The organism is Mucilaginibacter sp. PAMC 26640, from assembly GCA_001596135.1.
Classification (GTDB): domain Bacteria; phylum Bacteroidota; class Bacteroidia; order Sphingobacteriales; family Sphingobacteriaceae; genus Mucilaginibacter.
This window is the reverse complement of the sequence record CP014773.1, coordinates 3061388-3080204: the sequence shown is the minus strand read 5'-3', so window position 1 is coordinate 3080204 and position 18817 is coordinate 3061388. Positions and strand designations below refer to the sequence as shown.

The window sequence follows — 18817 nt, the reverse complement described above, 5'->3', positions numbered from 1 at the left end:
TGTCCGACCGCTACCGGCGGAACTGGTTCGACAGCAAGACCAGTCAAACCTTGGTAAAAGCGTGCCTCAGCAGGCTGGTAGATTTCGGAATATCGAATATCGAGAAAGGATGGATTTCTAATACGAGGCAAGAAACTTCAAGGCGTTGGGAAACGATACTGACCTTAGAGTTTGACTCATTATTTTAAATTAGTACTTGCACACGGTCATCCTAAGGTATATTCAATCACTTTCCTGCCAATGGGTAACCTTTAGCAACCCAATTGGTTTGCAGGTTGACAGGTAGGTTTAGTAATCTAACACGCGTAAATCCCATTTTTTTTAATTCTAGGAAAGCGGGCCTGATGTTCGGGCATTTAGTAAACGGGCAGCAACCGCAATAAATCACGAGGACGGCGTTTTTAGGCAGCGCAGCAACAGTGTTTTTCAGCAACTTCATATTTTCATCTTTGCTAACCGCGCCGATGTGTTCAGCCCCTTTTATATCTTCGACTGCGCCGATATTTAAAATCATTGGCCATTTAGCCGGGGGTGCCTTTAAGTAAACACCCAAATCCGCAGGTTCCATTAATTCATTGTTCGTCCAGGGATAATTATTCAGTGTAGATGGCACACCTACCGGGGATGTTTGCGCCAATATTGTGGATGACCACAACCCGGCAATTAGAAGGCTACAAATGGTTAATAGTAATTTCATTTGATGATCATTATGAAGACTCTTAAACTGTAAATATGAGGTTAATCCATGAAAGATAGTCAAAAAGCGGATTGGGATGATGTTTAAATCCGGAAAAGTCGCAATCAGGTTAACTGAACGCAAGCGGTTCCGTATCATCCCTTGATTTTATTCCCGGTTTTCAGCAGCTAAAAGGCCAGTATCATTAACATTGGTGGCAGGGACAATAACCTGTTACATTCTCTTTTAAAAGAGTGCTTTATGAAATCACCCACGGGACATATCAGCCGCCGCTATACAAAAAGCCAAAGCCAAATTAGGTGATAAAAGTGAATTGATTAAGTAATCACTGATATTCAAAACGTATGAACATTTTGACCCGTGGCATTAACGGGCAACTTTTCATTTTCTCGCCAGTAAAAGGCAGATCGCGAATCATCTACGGATCGCAGGCAGGGCTATCCATAATTATAGGGAGGTCGGCACCTTTTCTGAAAACTGCCCGGGTTAATGCAGCGGCCTGCCGATCAAAAAATATACGGAGAGCCAGTTAACAAGCCAGTTACAAAGAGATTTTAAAAAGATTCGCTATATCAATAAGGATCTTAATACCCCCTTTTCAAACCAGGCAAAACTTCCTGTTCTATAGTTTTAGAAAGGCAAGATATTAATTAGATAACGCTTACGTTATGGTGATCAATGATCCAAGAGCGTCATCTGTCAGGAAGCCGATAGGGCTAAGGTTATACCCGAGCATTCGCAATGTAGACTCGAATTCAATGGCACTTTCTTCGGCAACGGCTACCAATAATCCTCCGCTGGTTTGCGGATCGGCCAAAATATATTTTTGATGTTCTGTTAGCGGACCGATTTTTTCGCCGTAGCTGTTCCAATTGCGTTGAGTGCCACCAGGGAGACAATTTTGATCGAGGTAATATTTCAGGGAGGGGATGACCGGTACTTGATCAAAACTAATTACAGCGGACAAACCGCTGCCTTCACACATTTCCGAAAGGTGCCCCAATAAACCAAAACCGGTTACGTCGGTCATGGCTGTTACAAACGCCATCTTACCAAAAACTTCGCCCAATTTATTGAGCGTGGTCATGCTCTTTAAAGCAACAGCGGCATCTTCAGGCAGCAACACGCCACGTTTTTGCGCGGTAGATAAAATGCCGACTCCCAAAGGTTTGGTCAGATATAAACGGCAACCAGCGGTAGCCGTCGAATTTTGTTTGAGATTTGGGATATCAACCATCCCACTTACAGCCAAACCGAATACCGGTTCCGGGCAATCAATGCTATGGCCTCCGGCTAAAGTGATACCCGCTTCTGCGCAAATAGCCCGTGAACCTTCCAATACTTTTTGCGCCACTTCCGGCGGTAACTTATCAATAGGCCAGCCCAAAATAGCAATGGCCAATATGGGTTTGCCACCCATCGCATATACATCGCTGATGGCATTAGCAGAAGCGATACGGCCGAAATCATAAGCATCATCCACGATAGGCATAAAAAAGTCTGTGGTTGAAATCAGGGCACTACCATTACCCAGATCTAAAACTGCCGCGTCATCACGTTTATCATTGCCAACTAAAAGGTTCGTATCTGGCCTTGCTATAATTGGGCTATGCAGTATCTTGTCAAGGATAGCCGGGCTGATCTTACAGCCGCAACCAGCACCATGCGAATATTGGGTCAATTTAATTATTTGTGTATCCATCAGGTAAAGGCAAGTTGTCGTTAAAATTTAAAATATGATGTGCCTGGGTTACGAGGTCAGCACCGTCCAAGTCCAGCGGAAACACTTGTGCAAAGTTTCTTTTGCTTAAACCAGTCCGGTAAGTTTTATCATAATAGACCAAAACGATCTTTACAAAATCCTTCATGCGGCCCTCCATAATGGCTTCAATCGCATATTTGGTTTGTTCCGGACCAAGTCGTTTTCGGATACGTTCAGTAGATTCCATCAGGAACGTTTTATCTAAAGAACCGTATTCAGCAGCCAGGGAATTAACGCGTCGCTGCAAATTCACCTTGATGTCGATGATCGCTGCATCCCTCATTTGATGCCAGAACGGATTAGGGATTGAGCGTTTGCCGATGGTCAGACTTTCGTCTTCCACCCAGACCTTTTTTTGTGTGTCCAAGCATCTTAATTTGTCTGCCAGGTTGTTTTCAAATTGTTCCTGTGTAGGCTGTATCATTTTATTCATACTCCCATAAGACGAACCCTGATGCTGTGCCAGATCTTCAAGATCGATAACCTGCTTACCCAACTTAATAAATTGCTGTAATAACTTTGTTTTACCAGAACCCGTCATCCCGCCAAGTATCTGAAGCTGGTACGTCTTTTCAAACTGCTGACGTACCCAGCCCCGGTATTTTTTGTAGCCCCCTTGTATCAGATAAACTTCAAAGCCATAAAGGTCAAGCGCCCAGGCCATCGCCGCGCTCCGCATACCGCCACGCCAGCAATGAACACCGATTTTTTTGTCGGGCGCGATCACTAAAGCATCTTTGATGAAGCCTGACCATTTGGAACCGGTCAGGTCAAAACCTAAAAGGATCGCTTCCTCCCGGCCAACTAGCTTATAGGTCGTTCCCACTTTTACCCTTTCCTCGTTACTAAACAAAGGGAGGTTATTCGCGCCCGGTATATGGCCATGTTCATATTCCGAAGGTGTGCGTACATCTATTAAAGCAAAAGGGTGCTCAAAAAGCAGGAAATTATTAATCGTTATCGGTTTGACCATTACGCAGTAAATATACGTTACTATTTACTTCCGGCCGTTCTGATAAACCAATAAGCGCAAACCGTTAAATACCACAACCAGCGTTGACCCTTCATGCCCAACTACTGCCGGTCCTATCCCCGATATACCTATTATCGTTAAGGGTATCAATATAGCTACCATTCCCAAACTGATCACCAGGTTCTGCTTAATGATTCTGCGCGACTGACGGCTCAACCCAATAGCAAAGGGCAAGTTATCCAGCCTGTCCGCCATTAAAGCGATATCCGCTGTTTCTAAAGCGACATCGGAACCAGCGGCACCCATCGCGATACCGACCGTACTTTTAGCCATCGCCGGGGCATCGTTCACTCCATCGCCGATCATGGCGACTTTCCCTTCCTTTTTGATTAGGTCCTGAACAGCTTTCACTTTCTGTTCCGGCAATAAACCGCCCATCGCTTCTGTAATACCGATCTCTTTGGCGATAGCGTCAGCCACTTGCTGGTTATCTCCGGTCAGCATGATCATTTTTTTGATGCCCAATTCCTTTAGTTCTGCTAAAGTCTTTTTCGCTTCCATACGTGGTACATCCATCAGTGAAACCAAACCGATGATCCCCCCATCATGTTCGACGAGCATTGTCGTGTTACCTTCCTTCTCCAGCTTTTCCACCTGCTCATTGATTTCTGGGGATAACTTCTTAAAAAGGCTGCGGTTTCCGATTATGATATTTTTACCGCCAACAGAAGCTTTTACGCCATGGCCAGTAACTGCCTCCAGATTCATGGCCGATGGAATATCCTTTCGATTTAAACGTTCCAGGCCACCTTTGACTATTGCTGCTGCCAATGGGTGATCGCTTAATTTTTCTACTGCAATTGCGATCTCTAAAACTTCATCTTCCGACATTTTCCCCAATGCGACAACGCCAGTTAATTGGGGCTTACCCTCGGTTAGTGTTCCGGTTTTGTCAAAGGCAATTGCAGTCAACCCACCCAATTCTTCCAATGGGCCGCCGCCTTTAATGAGTACGCCGCTTCTTGCCGCACGGGCGATAGCACTTAGTACCGCGCTTGGTGTAGAGATCGCTAAAGCGCAGGGACTGGCGGCAACTAATACCGCCATGGCCCGGTAGAAGCTTTTGCTGAACGGTTCATCGATCACCAAAAAAGCTAAAAGTAAAAGCCCAACCAGGATCAATACACCCGGTACATAATACTTCTGCAACTTATCGGTAAATAACTGAGTCGGCGATTTCTGTGCTTCGGTATCGTTCACCAATTTAACTAATCTTGACAAGGTCGAATCTGCGGCCAGCCTAGTAACTTTTACCTCCAGCACCTGGCTGCCATTGATCGTTCCTGCGAAAACCTTGTTCTCGGCTTTCAGCGTTTTATCCTCGTGATCCTTATCCGGGTCAGCTACCGGCGATTTATCCACGGGTACACTTTCACCTGTGATCGGTGCCTGGTTCACACTACTTTCCCCTTTGATCACCGCGCCATCTGCGGAGATCTTGCTGTTGGGCTTAACAATTATGATATCACCCAACACCAATTCCTCGATAGGTATTTCCGTTTCTTTGCCATTCCGATGCACGATAGCCGTTTTTGGCGCGAGGTCGGCTAAAGCGGCAATAGATTTGGTCGCCTTACCCATGGCATAATGCTCAAGGGAATGGCCGAAACTAAACAAGAACAATAACAGCGCGCCCTCTGCCCATTGTCCCAGAAAAGCTGCGCCGACAGCTGCTACCAGCATTAGAAAATCAATTTCAAATTGCCCCTTGCTGATCGCCTCGTAAGCTTCTTTAGTGGTAAAAAATCCGCCGAACAAGTAACCAACACCGTAAAGAATCGTACTGGTTAACGGCGGAAGGGCATGAACAAACGATAGTCCGAAGCCTAATGCCAGGAAGGAACCTGAAAGGGCGGCGAATATGAGTTCCGTGTTATTTCCGAAAATGCCGCCGTGCTCATGGTCGTGACCAGCCTCGTTTCCGGCGTGTTCATGATCGTGCTTTTCATCTTTATCTTTTGCAGACGAAATATCAACCCTCGGTTGTATTTTTGCCGTTGCGGCTTCATGTTGTGGTTGCTCTTTCATAAGTTGTATTATCCTTTTTCGCCTGTATTCACCATTTCTATCCGCACGAAGAAATTCTTTTTAACGACGATCTTTGAGCCTTCCTTTACCGGATTGATTTTTGTATATCCGATACCAGCTAATCCTTTAGCTAAGCGTACCCGTTCAAATACAATTACAGCAGCATCCTGTTTCTTCACCCGGAAAATATAATTCTGCCCGCCAGTGCTCACGATCTCCTCTGCTAATACCGCGGGAACAACTGAAGTACCCATGCTGATGATCATCGTTACATTAATCCCCACCATCAGCCCGGCATTATCATCCATTACTACGGCATATACCGGGATGGTTTTAGTTGGCTAGCAAAGGCGGTAAAATGGAATAGATCTGCGCGTCATATTCCTTTCCCGCGCAATTAGTCTGCGTAAAATGTATACGGCGACCGGTTTTTACTTTAGGCAGGTCTTTCTCAAATAAGAACAGGTCTAGAAGCAACTGCAATTGTTCACGAAATGCGCGATAGGTGTCGAAGCATCACTTTAGACCAAATTTGTGTCAAAAATTTGCGACCGAGGAAGTCTCGTTCACGTGATTGGCCGTTCTCATGGTCAAGTGCGACAGTTACGCTGATGACATAGTAACGGGCTTACCTTAATGATTCGGTCAGACAACATGCATTAAGGACTGATTCGCGCCCATTAATGAAATTGAATGTTATTTAATCAAACTTCAGAACCTAGGGTTAATTAAACTATCAAGCAATTTCCTGTTTATAGTCGTTTCCAGTGAATCAAGGAATTCCTTTCCCATTGTCTGAAGTTGCTCCCACGGGTTTGGTCCGCCTGTCGGTTTTAAATTATACTAGTATAGCTACAGGCGAGGTACCATCTAAAACAGATATCAACCGTTCACTTTTTATCTAGTTCGGTAAATCATTCGAGGTCACATATTCCGACGGCCAAATAACGGTTATTATGCGAATCACAACCTGTAAGTAGAATTTCGGCAGCATTGTACAACAGATCCATCGGACAATTGACAAAAATCACCCAGCTCGGAACGGAAATATCTTCATCTTCCTCCGCGATTATTCAGGCGCTTTTCAAAATTTATTAAAAATATGTAAACCGGTTGAATCCATCACTAATTAAATCCCCTTAGAAACAACCACAGGATTGGCAGGCATCATCTTTGGAATAGCGAGGGAAATGGTCGAATCGCCGATAAGCGAAGCGTATGCCACCAGCTTCTGCGAACTGAGTGGTTGCTGTTTGATGAGTTTGAGTATTCATGATAAATTCCATTTTACATATCCGCCAAAACGGGGTAGATTTTTCTTCAAAAAATCACTGGATCAAATTTGACTGTAATGATGGAATTTATTGGATACAGATTTCGGTTTAATTACCATGACAGAAACGCTACAAGCTTCTGGGAACAATTTGATCTACATAAGGAGATATAATTGAAATGGTCCGGGTGTTAAAATTTAACGCCGGTAATTGAAAAGCGTGACAAATGTCAACGCCAAATTGTGTCATATAGCTTCGTTTCAGGTAGCGCGCTTTGCCCACTTTTGTTCAGGCATCGGAAGCACCGGCGCCAACAAATTGAACATTAAAAACAAAGTATATGAAAACTCCAATTTATTACCAGGAAGCCGGTACGTTGGCTAAAATGATCCGCTACAAAGAGATCACTTCGGTAGAAGTAGTTCAGGCCCACCTTGATCGTGTTGCCGAAATTAATCCACGCATTAACGGTGTGGTAACCCTGATGGGTGAGCAGGCACTCAAAGCTGCGGCTATCGCCGATAAAGCAGTTGCCAATAGCGAGCAATTAGGCCCCTTGCATGGTGTTCCTTTTTCTATTAAAGATGCAATAGACACAGCCGGTGTGCCTTCACAGCGCGGCTCACAAATCTTCGCAGGTTTTGTTCCTGAGAAAGATGCCACGGTCGTTACCCGTATGAAAAACGCAGGTGCAATTCCGTTGATGAAAACCAACCTGCCCGAATTTTCGGCCCATTGGGAATCGGATAACTTATTGACAGGACGCTCGCTAAACCCGTGGAATCCTGAACGAACACCTGGTGGTTCAAGCGGCGGCGAATCAGCGGTTATAGCCGCCGGCCTCTCTCCTATCGGTTTGGGTAGCGACGTAGCCATTTCTGTCCGTGGCCCGGCAGCGTTTACCGGCATTGCTGCTTTGAAAGCAACCCATGGCCGTGTGCCTTATACCGGCCACTTCCCAACCGCATTGAGCAGGTTCTGGCATATCGGTGCCATGGCCCGTACGGTTAAAGACGTAGCGTTAGCTTATGGGATTATTAATGGTGCAGACGGCATTGATGGTTACAGCATTTTTGCCAATGATGCCAAACCGGCTAATTTCAGATTACCCGGGCAAAAGTTAAAAATAGGCTGGGTATCTGATACTGCTTTCGGCCCGGTTGATCCCGAGATCACTGCCGCAATCAGATCAACCGCTCAATTACTGAAGGACCTCGGTTGTGACGTAGAAGAAGTACGCCTGCCCTTTATGGAAAACACGGATTGGCTGACCCCCTACTTTAACCTGATCTATGGCGAATTAGTTCCTTACATGGAGCAATTCACTAAAGGCCGCGAATCCGAAATGCATTTCATTGGTAAGGCGACCATGGATTACCCGTTGTTAAATGCCAGGGACTATGTAGCCGCTGAAGCCAAGATCGAAGAACTGAAGAGTCATTTTGCCAATTATTTCCTGCAATATGATGTGCTTTTGTTACCCGTAAATCCAATGACCGCTACCGGGAATGGTTTGCAAGAGTATGTGGTGGACGGGAAAACAGTATCGGCTTACCATGTGATGGCCGCTACAGCACCTTTCAACGCAACAGGCCTGCCTGCGCTTTCGGTACCGGTAACCATTAGTTCTGAAAGATTGCCGATCAACGTACAGTTAGTTTCCCGCTGGTTTGACGAAGCCACGATTCTGGAACTGGGCGAAAAGATCCAGACCAGCAGTGATGCGTATGGACAGCATCCCATAGCTTAAATATTGAATAACTGCGATCTAAAACCTCCCGGAGCGACCTCCGGGAGGTTTTTTATTTAGCCTTGGTAAACTCTTTCCTGATGCGGCTTAATGTTTCCCGCGAGATCCCTAAATAAGATGCGACCATATGCAGTGGAACTTTATTAAATACGCTTGGGTAGGTTTTTTGAAACTCCAGATATTTCTCTTCAGCGGAAGAGCTGATCAGAGAGTAGATACGCCGCTGGCTGGTTTCATAGCCTCGCGCTAGAAGTTTTTCGTTAAATAATTTAAGGGCTGGTATGGTTGCCATTAATTCGTCCCAGGAATCCTTTGTCCAGATGATCACCTTACTTGCGGCTAAAGCCTCAATATTGTATTCAGAATGCGTCCCGTGGTTATAACTTTCCTGGTCACTGATCCACCAGTTTTCTACACCAAACCTCAGCGTATGATCGGTACCATCTTTGCCAAACCTGTATAGGCGAAAGCAACCGTTGGTAATGAAACAGGTAATCTTCCATACTTCCCCGTCATGAAGGATCGACTGCCACTTCCTGATCGACTTTTCGGTACTCGCCGCGTATATAATTTTCAGTTCTTCGTCAGAAATATCAACCCAATTCTTTAAATATTTTTCGAACGCTTCAAACATGATAAAACAAAGCTAGTTAAATGGATGAATCAAAACATACTATTCCGAAACACCCCCGATCAGTTTTAGGTGTCTTTTTTTTGTACAGTAAAAAAAACCCGGTCAAATTCAAATTGATTCAAGGCCGTAAACATTAAGAAGGGTCAATTTAAAAGTTATTCTTTGTAGATATCGAAACGGGCGAACGGCACTTTCCCAAAATTTTCAACAGTGTATACCTTCTCTTTGACAGTTTCAGGATCGGATGCATGGAAACTTTCATGCCCATCCTTATAAAGGAACCAGCTTTTTTCAGCCGCAGAATATTTGAAGGTAATGATCCGTGTCCAACGCCAGCCGCTTCCACCATAATGTTCGACTGAAAAATACCCATGCTTGATCGTAATACCGGTAAAAGGGTCGCCCATCATGCCGCCGCAGTCCACCCAGTACACCGCGTTGTCGCTTCGGGCAGCCAAACTATAAGTATGACTGGCACCACCGATTAAGATCAGCAGCGGTTGCTTTTCAGGGTGCAAAGCCACATCCGAAGTTTCTTTTCATTGGCTTTGTTCAGCACTACGATCACGTCGGGATAAGCGTCCAAATTTAGGTCTCTGCTGGTAATGTTCAGCACTTCATAATCTTTAGGAAGCAGCTTGCTGACTGCTGCTGGCGTGACTGATCGTGCGTTTTGATGAGCGATGGTAGCAAACATAATAGGAACGGTATTATAATTTCTTCATTTTGTTATTTTAAGATGTGATCTGATCACTTATTTACTGCGGGCATTCCTTAAAGGCATATTTAAGTAAAATTACCAGGTTGAAAGCACTATGATAATCAAATTCGGTAATTTAGCGTCATGTCAGCTATTATTAATGAATACATTAATTGAATTGGTGCAAGCTTACGGGCTTTGGATAATTTTTCTTATTACGCTGATTCAGAGCATCGGCTTACCACTACCTGCATTTGCTATCGTTATTGTTACTGCAGCCGTCACCCCTGCCAATAGTTTCGATGTAATTTCACTCGTGCTGACCGCGACTTTCGGATCTTTAATCGGTGACATTATTTTATACTTCGCCGGTAAAAAACTAGGGACAGGTGTTCTGGGAAAATTGTGCAGGATATCGCTATCGCCTGACTCCTGCGTAAAGAGCAGCGGAGATATTTTTGAACGTTACGGCCCGCCTGCGCTAACGGTCGTAAAATTCATTCCGGGCCTTTCTACATTAGCCCCCGTAATAGCTGGTGTTTACGCCATGCCGATATTTTCATTCATAGCTTACTCTTTGATTGCCGCGGCCTTTTACAGCATCGCGGCTGTCAGTCTCGGTGTCTTATTTCACCATGAGATCGGCAGCTTAATTGCCACACTTACCGAATATGGCAAACTTGGTGTTTTGATCGTTATTATTTCATTTTGCATCTACCTTTTTGCCAAATGGTTGCAGCGGTACCTCCTTATCAGGCAATTTAAAACTGACCGTGTGACTGTTAATGACCTGCACGAATTAATACGTGACAAATCAGGCCCTGTAATATTTGACGCGCGTTCCGAAGATCAACGGACAAGAAACGGGTTCATTCCCGGTTCTATACCCATCAGCGAAAATAATTTCAGTGAGATCGCTAAACTTTATTCGGCCCACGATGAGATAATTGTCTATTGCTCCTGTCCCAACGACTCACGGCAGCAAGATATGCTCAGAAACTGCGCAGGTCAGGATTAAAACGAATAAGACCCTTACTTGGTGGCGTTGATGAGTGGGCTAAATCCGGAGGCAAAATATCATTCAATTGAATTGCGCCATTCGTAGAGTAAATAACATCGACACACCTAACATACTGACAATAAGAACATAAGAACTATGGCTCGAATCTCTCCCTCTCATGAACTTTTTCTCTAAGAATTCATTATTTAGCCTATTGTCATATATATATATATTTGGGCATAGTAAAAGCTTTTAAAAGAGAACGCTCAACAAACGGCTACTAACTCAAAATACACTCTATCCCACTCTGTCAACTGCGAAATGATTGGGATGAGGGGCCGAGGCCACCCTCTTCGAGAGAATGTTTTTTATGAGCTATATTTGTTTTATGGATTTCAAATATCAAACGGAAGGTTATCTTAAAGATCCTGCTTACACGGCCGATCTATTGTCTTTTATGCAGGAATACACTGACAAATTTCCGACAGTTGAAGAATTGCGGCTGCAGGTGGATGAGGTATGGGTCGAGCGGCTGGAGTATTATACCCGAAAAAATAAGTTTGAGTACTCCAGCGACGGAAAGGTATTAACGATCAACACCTATGAGATGTTCAGCCATATCAAAGGCAAAAAGCAAGCAATGACCATGCCTTATGAATTTTATCAAAACTTGCGTTTTCTATTTGACAAAGCGGTAGAAGAACATCAAATTAGGCTTGGCGATAATGGACAATAACACGGTATTTGATGGTTCAAAGGCGTTGCTGGGCTACCTGATCGAAGCTTTCCCAAAACGGGTTGATGGTAAGGGAGCCGACTTAAATTACGGCTGGCGCGTCCGGGATAAAGTATTCAGGAACACCACCTTTCGGGGCAAATATTCCGTGGTTTTTAAAGGCTGTAAGTTTATTGACTGCAGGTTTGAAAATGTGAGCGGTTTTTTTTGCCTGTTTGAAAATTGCAAGTTCAACATTACTACCTTTATCGACTCCCGTTTTTCCCATATCGAAGACCATTGGGATAACAATGAATTTAACAAATGCTGGTTTAAAGGTGTTCAGTTAGATGAAGGCTGGATTCGAAATGCCTTTTTTAATGAATGCAGCTTTGAAATGTTTTACGCTAACGGGATTTTCTTCATGGAAAATGTCTGGTTTACGAATTGCAATTTGCAGGAAGTGCAGTTTCAGGGGATCAATTATTACCATGAAAGTGACAAGGTCGATGAAGAATACCCGGATATTGCCTTTGTCGATTCAACGCTTGACCTGACTGGCTTTAGTAATGTAGATTTCAGGAACAGCCAGTTTTTTAATTGCATTCTCGCCAGTGTTTCTTTTTTTGATTGCAGGCTGGCAAAGGACTCGTTTGTAAAATCAAAGGAACTGAAATATGAATCGAAAGCATCTGCTGACTTTCAGACCTTTCTGAAAAGTGACGATCTGCCCCGGCAGATCCTGGCGGACTATTTAACATCCACGATACCAGCATTAAAAAAACCATAGCTGCGATGACCACCAAAACCGAGTATCAGAAAGTTTTTATATCCTTCAGTTTTAAGGACAAACGGTTTGCCAAGCGTCTGGACGATGAATTTACCAAACGTGGTATCCGCACCTTCTTTTGGGTCAAGGATGCGCCACCCGGTGAAACCCTGAAAGACATCATGCGTTCGGGTGTCCGCGCAAATGATCGAATCATCTTTATCGCCTCGGCTAATTCTATCCGGAGTGAGGCCTGCCAGTTCGAACTGAGCGAAGGTCGTCGCAAGCAAGCCGAATTATGGGAAAATATTATTTTTCCGGTACATATCGATGATTACCTATTTACTGTTCAGAAAGACCAGATCAGGCCGGTGGACAAAATGGAAGAATATTGGCTTAATATTGAAGAGATACGCCGGATCAACTCAGCCGATTTTACAAACTTCAATAAAGACCGCGTCAACAAAGTAGCATTCGCAGACGCGGTGGATAAGATTGTCGCGCAACTTAAAAATATCAATAACGATTAAATAGAGAACGCTAAGAAATTTCCCGAACCATATTGCACCTCAAAATTGAGTTTTTCAAAGACCGAATCCGTATCTACCGAAAATATCGATCGCAGGATGCTATCGTCGTAGGTAAAATAAAAAGTATATTTTACCCGAATGTCCCGGTTGGGGTGCTTGAGTATTCTGACCAGGCTTTCCTTGTTCGGCAACCGGTCTTTATTGTCACCGTTTACGCTGAAAAGATAGCTGTGGCACCTGATCAGGCTGTATAGTTCATCGCTGTTATTTCCGGAACTGCCGTGGTGGGCTACTTTGACGTGGGTACAGCTTAATGGATTGGTGATGGAGTAACCCAAGTTTTTCAGGCTTTGGGCCACCACGTTTGGATGAGCATCAGCAAGCCAAAGGATATTATTGCCATTGTAATGAGAAATAAAGCTGATGCTGCTGCCGTTGTCTACATTGTCATCCTGCTTCCATTTACGGAGATCGAAGTCATCGACTTTGATGTGGTGATCTCTTTTTTTGACGCCTTTTGCTTCGCTGACAAGATCATTTTCAATTTTTTCCAGGGGCGTATCAGGTAATTTGTATTTAGTATGCAGGTTTTCAAGTTGTAAGCGACCGGGTGAAAGTAGTGTTAGCGTCAGATTGCCAAGGGTTATAGCGGGCATTTCGCTGGTATATTCGCTTTCAGGGTATTTGTCGACGCCATTCAAATATTTTGTGAGGTTGTCACCTTGCCCGATACTGGCGGCTGTGCTGGTTTGTTTAGTCAGCAATGGCCTGGCATCATGCCGGCGCGGGTTGTATAACCATTGTGCTACCAAATCAGGTTGAAGGCCTTTGTTGATGGCAGCAATATAATTGATCACGCCGCCAATATGATCGCTGTGAATATGGGAAATGACCCAAAGATCGATTTGCTCCTTACGGCTTTGTATGTCTTTGATTTTTGAGCTGAGGATATCCCGATAAGTTCTTTCGTAACCCGAATCGATCAATACGTTATAAATTTTACCGTCCTTGTCCGCATACCGCAGGCTGGCCGCATCACCGCACTCGGCTCTATAAAAACAGATTTCCATATTTACCAATCAGTTACGTTCATGGAGCCGCTTATTTCCTCCTCGGCTAAACTGTATACACCGCTCATGGCTTTGCGGAAATCGTCGTCTTCATTATTTCTGTTAAATGAGTTCTTTTCGCCTAAAAGCAGCCAAATGACTTCCATATTTTGAGTTTCCAGAAAGGATTGCAGTTCGTCTTTTCTGATCATTGCGCCATTCGGACTCACGTTTGTCACCACTATTTCTCCTGCCGGATTTACAAATTCCCCATCCTTTCTTGCATAACGCAGCCCCAGCACATCAAACAACTTCCTGGCCGGCATCAGATATTGAAAGTGCGCGCCGGATTTATCTTCACTCATTTCACCTATGGCCGTAGCGGTGGCCAGCATGACTTTGTGATTTGAATATTGCAGGGTTTGCCAGGTCGAGGTCTGCCGTTGCTGGTCCTTACTGATAGGTGCCCAATAGTTTTCGCGGGCCAGCAGATCGGTCACGGAATGATTTTCCGGCAGCCAGCGACCGAAAAAGTTTTGTTGCCTTAACCAGTCCTTTATGGCAGGTGCTTTGGCTTTTGGGATAAAATAAGCCTGGAACATATACCAGATTTCCTTCCGGCCTTCGTCCCAGCGGTCACGACCGACAAGTTTTGGTTCTTTCCAGTTATAGGACATATTCAGGTACAACCACTCCTTTCCTTTTTCATCGGTCTTCTGAATACATTTTGCAGGATTGGGCATATCCGCGGTTGTATTTGCCCAATCGGCCGGTATCCGGTGCCAATAGTCATATTTTCCCATTGACCACCATTCGCCTTTATGGTCGACAACGCCGAAATCATCTTTGGGATATTTATCCCGCTCCTCTCTTGTCGTAAAGGAAGGATCGACATCCCGCAGCATCATTTCCCAGGGGCCCTGGTAATGCTGGGCTTTTCGGTCAGACCAGCGTTCCTGTATTTTGTAATTATCGGTAAGTATGGCCATCATCTGGTGAAACGCGATCCATTGGTATTTTTTGCCGATCCGTTCTACTCTCGATGAAGAACGGTCATAGTAGTCGCGCTGTGAAGAATCATAATCTCCATGGATTTCGCCGTTGTAACCCAAATCAAATACGCGCTGAACGATCCACTGCTTGATGCCATTGTGATCCAGGCCTACGTTTTCCTTCTTTTTAAGTTGCAGTTTCAATAGAAAATAAGGCATCACCTGTTCATCAAAAAAAGTCAGTTGTTCCGGGTACATTCGTGATCTTACGCGTTCATCAATCTCGGTGTAAAACTTTTCAATGGTTTCCCTGAATTTATCGGCGTCTTCCTTGGTCCAAATACGGTCCATACGTGTCCCCCGGGTTTTAAAGGTGTCCCGCATTTCAAGGTACTTTTCCAAGCGCGTAAGTTCAGCCTTGCTCCCACGCGGAAGCTTATTCAGCCAAACGTCTAATTCATCCTTAAAGGTAAATCTCAGGGGCGACAAGTGATGAAGTGCGCTATCAATGGTATAGCGGGAAAAGTCCCAGGTCAGAACGGAACGTAAAATCTGGTGGGTGGCAGAACCGTTCTTTTTCCGGTAATCCGGATCATTATAATCAAGCTCATGTTTTTTGACCTGCTCTTCGGTCGGAAACGAGTCGGGAAGGATGCTTTGATAGGGCGGACGAACTGTATTCATGTCAATGTCAATAACAAGCCCTTTTGAGAAAGCGTATTCGATACTGCATCGGGCATAATCCCGTAACAAGATATGCTCAGGCGGGTTCCTATTTTCAAAAATACGCTGGTATATCGCTTTGGCCAGTGTTTCCAGCGTTTTGTTGTCGGAAGATCTCAATATACAGCCATAGGCAACCGCATACAAACGTTCCGCGATGTACATATCATCGGTGTCCTTAAATGCGTCTAAGATCGCGATAAGGACTCCGGGCTGATCCTGAAGCAGATTAACCATTGCTTTAGTGGTCTGATCCCGCAGCCCCCTGTTCGTCGTGCATAATATCCAGGCGAGTGTTTGCCCTGCCAGGCGCGCGGTTTCCCGGTCCGTCAAAACCGAAATATCTTCCTGCCAGGCCCAATCAATGAGCCGGGTGATCGGAAATGCCATTTCGCTGTCGTCACGTCCGTGATAGCCTTGAATATGGCGCTGCCAAAAGCCATCGCGCTCCGCCATCGTGTAATTGGAAAGGAACCTATGCAAACGATCCCCGTTAAACGGATGGTTCCCGACCGCGCACATTTCTACCAGGAAGTACAGGTAATTATTGATATCCATGAAGAAGTGTCCGGATGACCTGATCCATTGCGTCAGCTTCTCGTTGTCTATACTGGACGTATCGCGCCATTTGAGGCTATTGATCATCCATTGGTTGAGCCAGTCCTTGGTATTATCGATGTCGTCCGATTCCTCTTCAAACAACCAATGAAAAACTTCTACGATTTCCAGCTGGAACTTTTCCGGCAGCAAAACAGCGAATGCTTCAAGGATTCCCGTATTATAACGGTACATATCCCCAGCCATCTCACCCAGCGTTTCGCCCCTATCGAATGCGTTCTTTACTTCAGTTTGCGTTTGGAACGGGGCTAGCAGCTGGCCTGCCATGTAAAAATCGCCAAACCGTTCGTAAGCGAAATAAATGATTTCCCAATCATCTACATTATCGTCATAGCTGGTCCTGATTCCTTTAATAAAAACGCCTTCTTCTATCAGGTCGCTTAATAAAGCCGGATATTTGGTGTAGTGTTCGTCAAATAATGCCAGGGCCTCATCAACTGTCAACGAACGTCCGCCGTCCTTTTCGAATGCAGCCGAAGCAAAGACCTCCAATGCAGACTTGATCACGGCTTGCCTCATTTTATAAATATCTCGTCGTGCGGCCAGACGGGCAGCCACCGCGCTGGTATAGAAGATGAAAATCTTTGATATACCCTGGAAACCGGCCGGAAACACATTTTTGCCAGATGCTTTTATTCCCTGGCAAATGAGCTGCAAAAATAAAGGACTTGTATATTCGGGAGCCAGGATCGGAAAGTTGGGCTGCCGGATACCATAGTGCGCGCAGAACAATTGTAAGGCTTTGTACTCGTTACCACTAAAACCCTCATGCGTAAGTTTGGTTATCGCCTGATCGCTCTGGACGTTCTTGGGCACCACGGTATTCCAGTAGGTGCTGCGGATGCTCAACGCAAGGCCCACATATCTATGTGCCTTAAAATCATGGATAAATCCGGGCAGGGCGTCAAACCAGAGATCTTTCCCCGCTCCCTCATTTATCGCATCGATCATTAAAAGTACTCTTGAGCCGGTTTGTCTGCCTATGGCATCTAAGGAACTTAAAAACTCATCTTTGGTGCAAGGTAAATCCAACTGACTTAGGATGTTTTGCCAGATCGTTTGCTCTTTTTTGAATAGCTGTCCTAGCAACAGTAAGGCAGGCTGCCCATTTTCATTCCGAAGTGAAACAACATCGCCAAACAAATGGGATTTTCCGGAACCCGCTTCTCCTTTCAAAAACATAATCGGACTATTGGATAAATCAATTTCCAATTCTTCCAGATTATTAATTAGTTCCCGGTTGTTACGCTGCATTTCCCGAACGCGGCTTAGTTCGCCTGATAAGGGCGGATTGTAGCTGTAATTTTTGTTTTCACCTTTGTCCAGCCTCATTATTTCACTTCTTTTTGCATATAAGGCATCAGATACCTCATTGGCAGCGGCATTAAACTCCTCGATCAATTCGTACAGCCGGGTCCGGTCGATGATACCCTCCGGCGACCAATCAACAGAGGAATACCAGTCGTTCACATATTTTTTCAGATCGTCATATGAATCTTCCAGTGCTTCCAATCCCTGATGCTCTCTCGAACTGTAATTATTAGCGGTTAAATATTGATCGATAGATTTTAGAAAACGCTGTTTAAAAACGCCATCTTTCGCCAGGTCATTGAACTTGAGCGCAATTGGCAGGCGAAGGTTCAACTCTTCATTAAACCGCGGGCCAAGGTTATCCACAGACTTCACAGCCGTTGTTTTGAAGAAATTTGGAGTTAAACCATTGCTGCCGAAAAAAGTAAAGGTTATTGTGGGGAGAAAGTTCGCTTTTAATAATTCATTGATAGTGGCCAGGTATTGACCGTAGATAAGCTTTCCGGCTTCTAGAAAACGGGTAAAAATGCCGTATAAATAGATGCTGCCAGCACCAATCAGAAACAAACCACTGCCCGAAAACCCATCGACCTGAGACCTGGCTGATTCTGCTGAACTAAAGTCCTGACTTAGATGTAACTGAAACTTATTGATAGTAGGGATTTCCTGCATCCATTTAGGCTCTATTGCTACCAATTCCCCTCCCATCGTGGCACTTGGAAATCCTTTACCAACGAAGTGTGTTATGGAATGCCGTTCCTGTACGGCTTCGATCATTGGGAATGTTCCTGTAAGAGATTCCACCACTTGTCTGCTAATCACGATTACAGCTACATCCTTGTCAATGTCTGTTGATACTAGATTGAAATCCACCTGATGTGCTACCGTCTCATAATTATTCGTATTGGCATTAAAAAACAACAGGTTTACCGTGTCAACCGGCTCCTGAAACTGATCGCCATCGTTAAAAAAACAATGAGCTGCGGATAGAATGTAGAGCTTATCGCCAAGGATTTTGTGATTGTAAACTACCCCACTCCCAATCGTTTGGTTATTATTAGGGTGTTGAATGCAAACCGCAATTTTTGTTAAAAATGAATCGTGTTTAGGCAACATATAAATCCGTTTAAAGGCGGAAACTTAACAATAACTTTATCAAAAAGAAAGGGAATATGACTTAACCGGTTAATAGGATAACTAAGCGCTGCATAATAATGTGAGATTTCAAATCC

14 protein-coding genes are annotated in these 18817 nt (G+C 44.6%); 5 read left to right on the top strand and 9 right to left on the bottom strand.

The features are described from left to right. Positions 1-226: 226 nt before the first annotated feature. From A0256_13285 to A0256_13265, 5 genes are all read right to left on the bottom strand, one after another. Positions 227-697, bottom strand: a complete 471-nt coding sequence (locus A0256_13285) for a hypothetical protein (protein ID AMR32323.1) — start codon at positions 695-697, stop codon at positions 227-229. Between the two features lie 661 nt (positions 698-1358). Continuing rightward, the gene (locus tag A0256_13280; protein ID AMR32322.1) at positions 1359-2399 is read right to left on the bottom strand and encodes a selenide, water dikinase; all 1041 of its coding nucleotides are present in this window, start codon (positions 2397-2399) and stop codon (positions 1359-1361) included. Continuing rightward, a complete protein-coding gene (locus A0256_13275) occupies positions 2380-3432 on the bottom strand; it encodes a tRNA 2-selenouridine synthase (GenBank protein AMR32321.1) in 1053 nt (350 codons plus the stop codon). Before A0256_13275 ends, A0256_13280 begins: the two co-directional genes overlap by 20 nt. A gap of 24 nt (positions 3433-3456) precedes the next feature. Beyond that, positions 3457-5520, bottom strand: a complete 2064-nt coding sequence (locus tag A0256_13270) for an ATPase (protein ID AMR32320.1) — start codon at positions 5518-5520, stop codon at positions 3457-3459. An 8-nt stretch (positions 5521-5528) separates the two neighbouring features. Next, the gene (locus A0256_13265) at positions 5529-5828 is read right to left on the bottom strand and encodes a hypothetical protein (GenBank protein ID AMR32319.1); all 300 of its coding nucleotides are present in this window, start codon (positions 5826-5828) and stop codon (positions 5529-5531) included. Between the two features lie 1306 nt (positions 5829-7134). Here A0256_13265 and A0256_13260 point away from each other — a divergent pair. Beyond that, the gene (locus A0256_13260) at positions 7135-8544 is read left to right on the top strand and encodes a hypothetical protein (protein AMR32318.1); all 1410 of its coding nucleotides are present in this window, start codon (positions 7135-7137) and stop codon (positions 8542-8544) included. 52 nt (positions 8545-8596) lie between these two features. Here the strand turns inward: A0256_13260 and A0256_13255 are convergent, their stop codons facing one another. Both A0256_13255 and A0256_13250 read right to left on the bottom strand, forming a co-directional pair. After that, the gene (locus A0256_13255; GenBank protein ID AMR32317.1) at positions 8597-9178 is read right to left on the bottom strand and encodes a cyclic nucleotide-binding protein; all 582 of its coding nucleotides are present in this window, start codon (positions 9176-9178) and stop codon (positions 8597-8599) included. 155 nt (positions 9179-9333) lie between these two features. Next, on the bottom strand, positions 9334-9702 hold the full coding sequence (locus A0256_13250; protein AMR32316.1) for a hypothetical protein: 369 nt from the start codon (positions 9700-9702) through the stop codon (positions 9334-9336). Between the two features lie 336 nt (positions 9703-10038). Here A0256_13250 and A0256_13245 point away from each other — a divergent pair, with 336 nt between their 5' ends. The 4 genes from A0256_13245 to A0256_13230 all read left to right on the top strand — a co-directional run bounded on the left by A0256_13245 (position 10039) and on the right by A0256_13230 (position 12892). After that, entirely contained in the window at positions 10039-10896 is an 858-nt protein-coding gene (locus tag A0256_13245; GenBank protein AMR32315.1) for a hypothetical protein, read from the top strand. A gap of 370 nt (positions 10897-11266) precedes the next feature. After that, positions 11267-11614, top strand: a complete 348-nt coding sequence (locus A0256_13240) for a hypothetical protein (protein ID AMR32314.1) — start codon at positions 11267-11269, stop codon at positions 11612-11614. Further along, positions 11604-12383, top strand: coding sequence for a hypothetical protein (locus A0256_13235; GenBank protein ID AMR32313.1), 780 nt, complete (start codon positions 11604-11606; stop codon positions 12381-12383). The genes A0256_13240 and A0256_13235 overlap by 11 nt, the downstream gene beginning before the upstream one ends. 5 nt (positions 12384-12388) lie before the next feature. Continuing rightward, positions 12389-12892, top strand: coding sequence for a hypothetical protein (locus tag A0256_13230; GenBank protein AMR32312.1), 504 nt, complete (start codon positions 12389-12391; stop codon positions 12890-12892). Here A0256_13230 and A0256_13225 read toward each other — a convergent pair. Beyond that, positions 12889-13962: a hypothetical protein gene (locus A0256_13225; GenBank protein AMR32311.1), complete on the bottom strand. Its 1074-nt coding sequence runs from the start codon at positions 13960-13962 to the stop codon at positions 12889-12891. The two genes, A0256_13230 and A0256_13225, sit on opposite strands and share 4 nt — an antisense overlap. A gap of 2 nt (positions 13963-13964) precedes the next feature. After that, the gene (locus A0256_13220; GenBank protein AMR32310.1) at positions 13965-18701 is read right to left on the bottom strand and encodes a hypothetical protein; all 4737 of its coding nucleotides are present in this window, start codon (positions 18699-18701) and stop codon (positions 13965-13967) included. Positions 18702-18817: the final 116 nt, after the last annotated feature.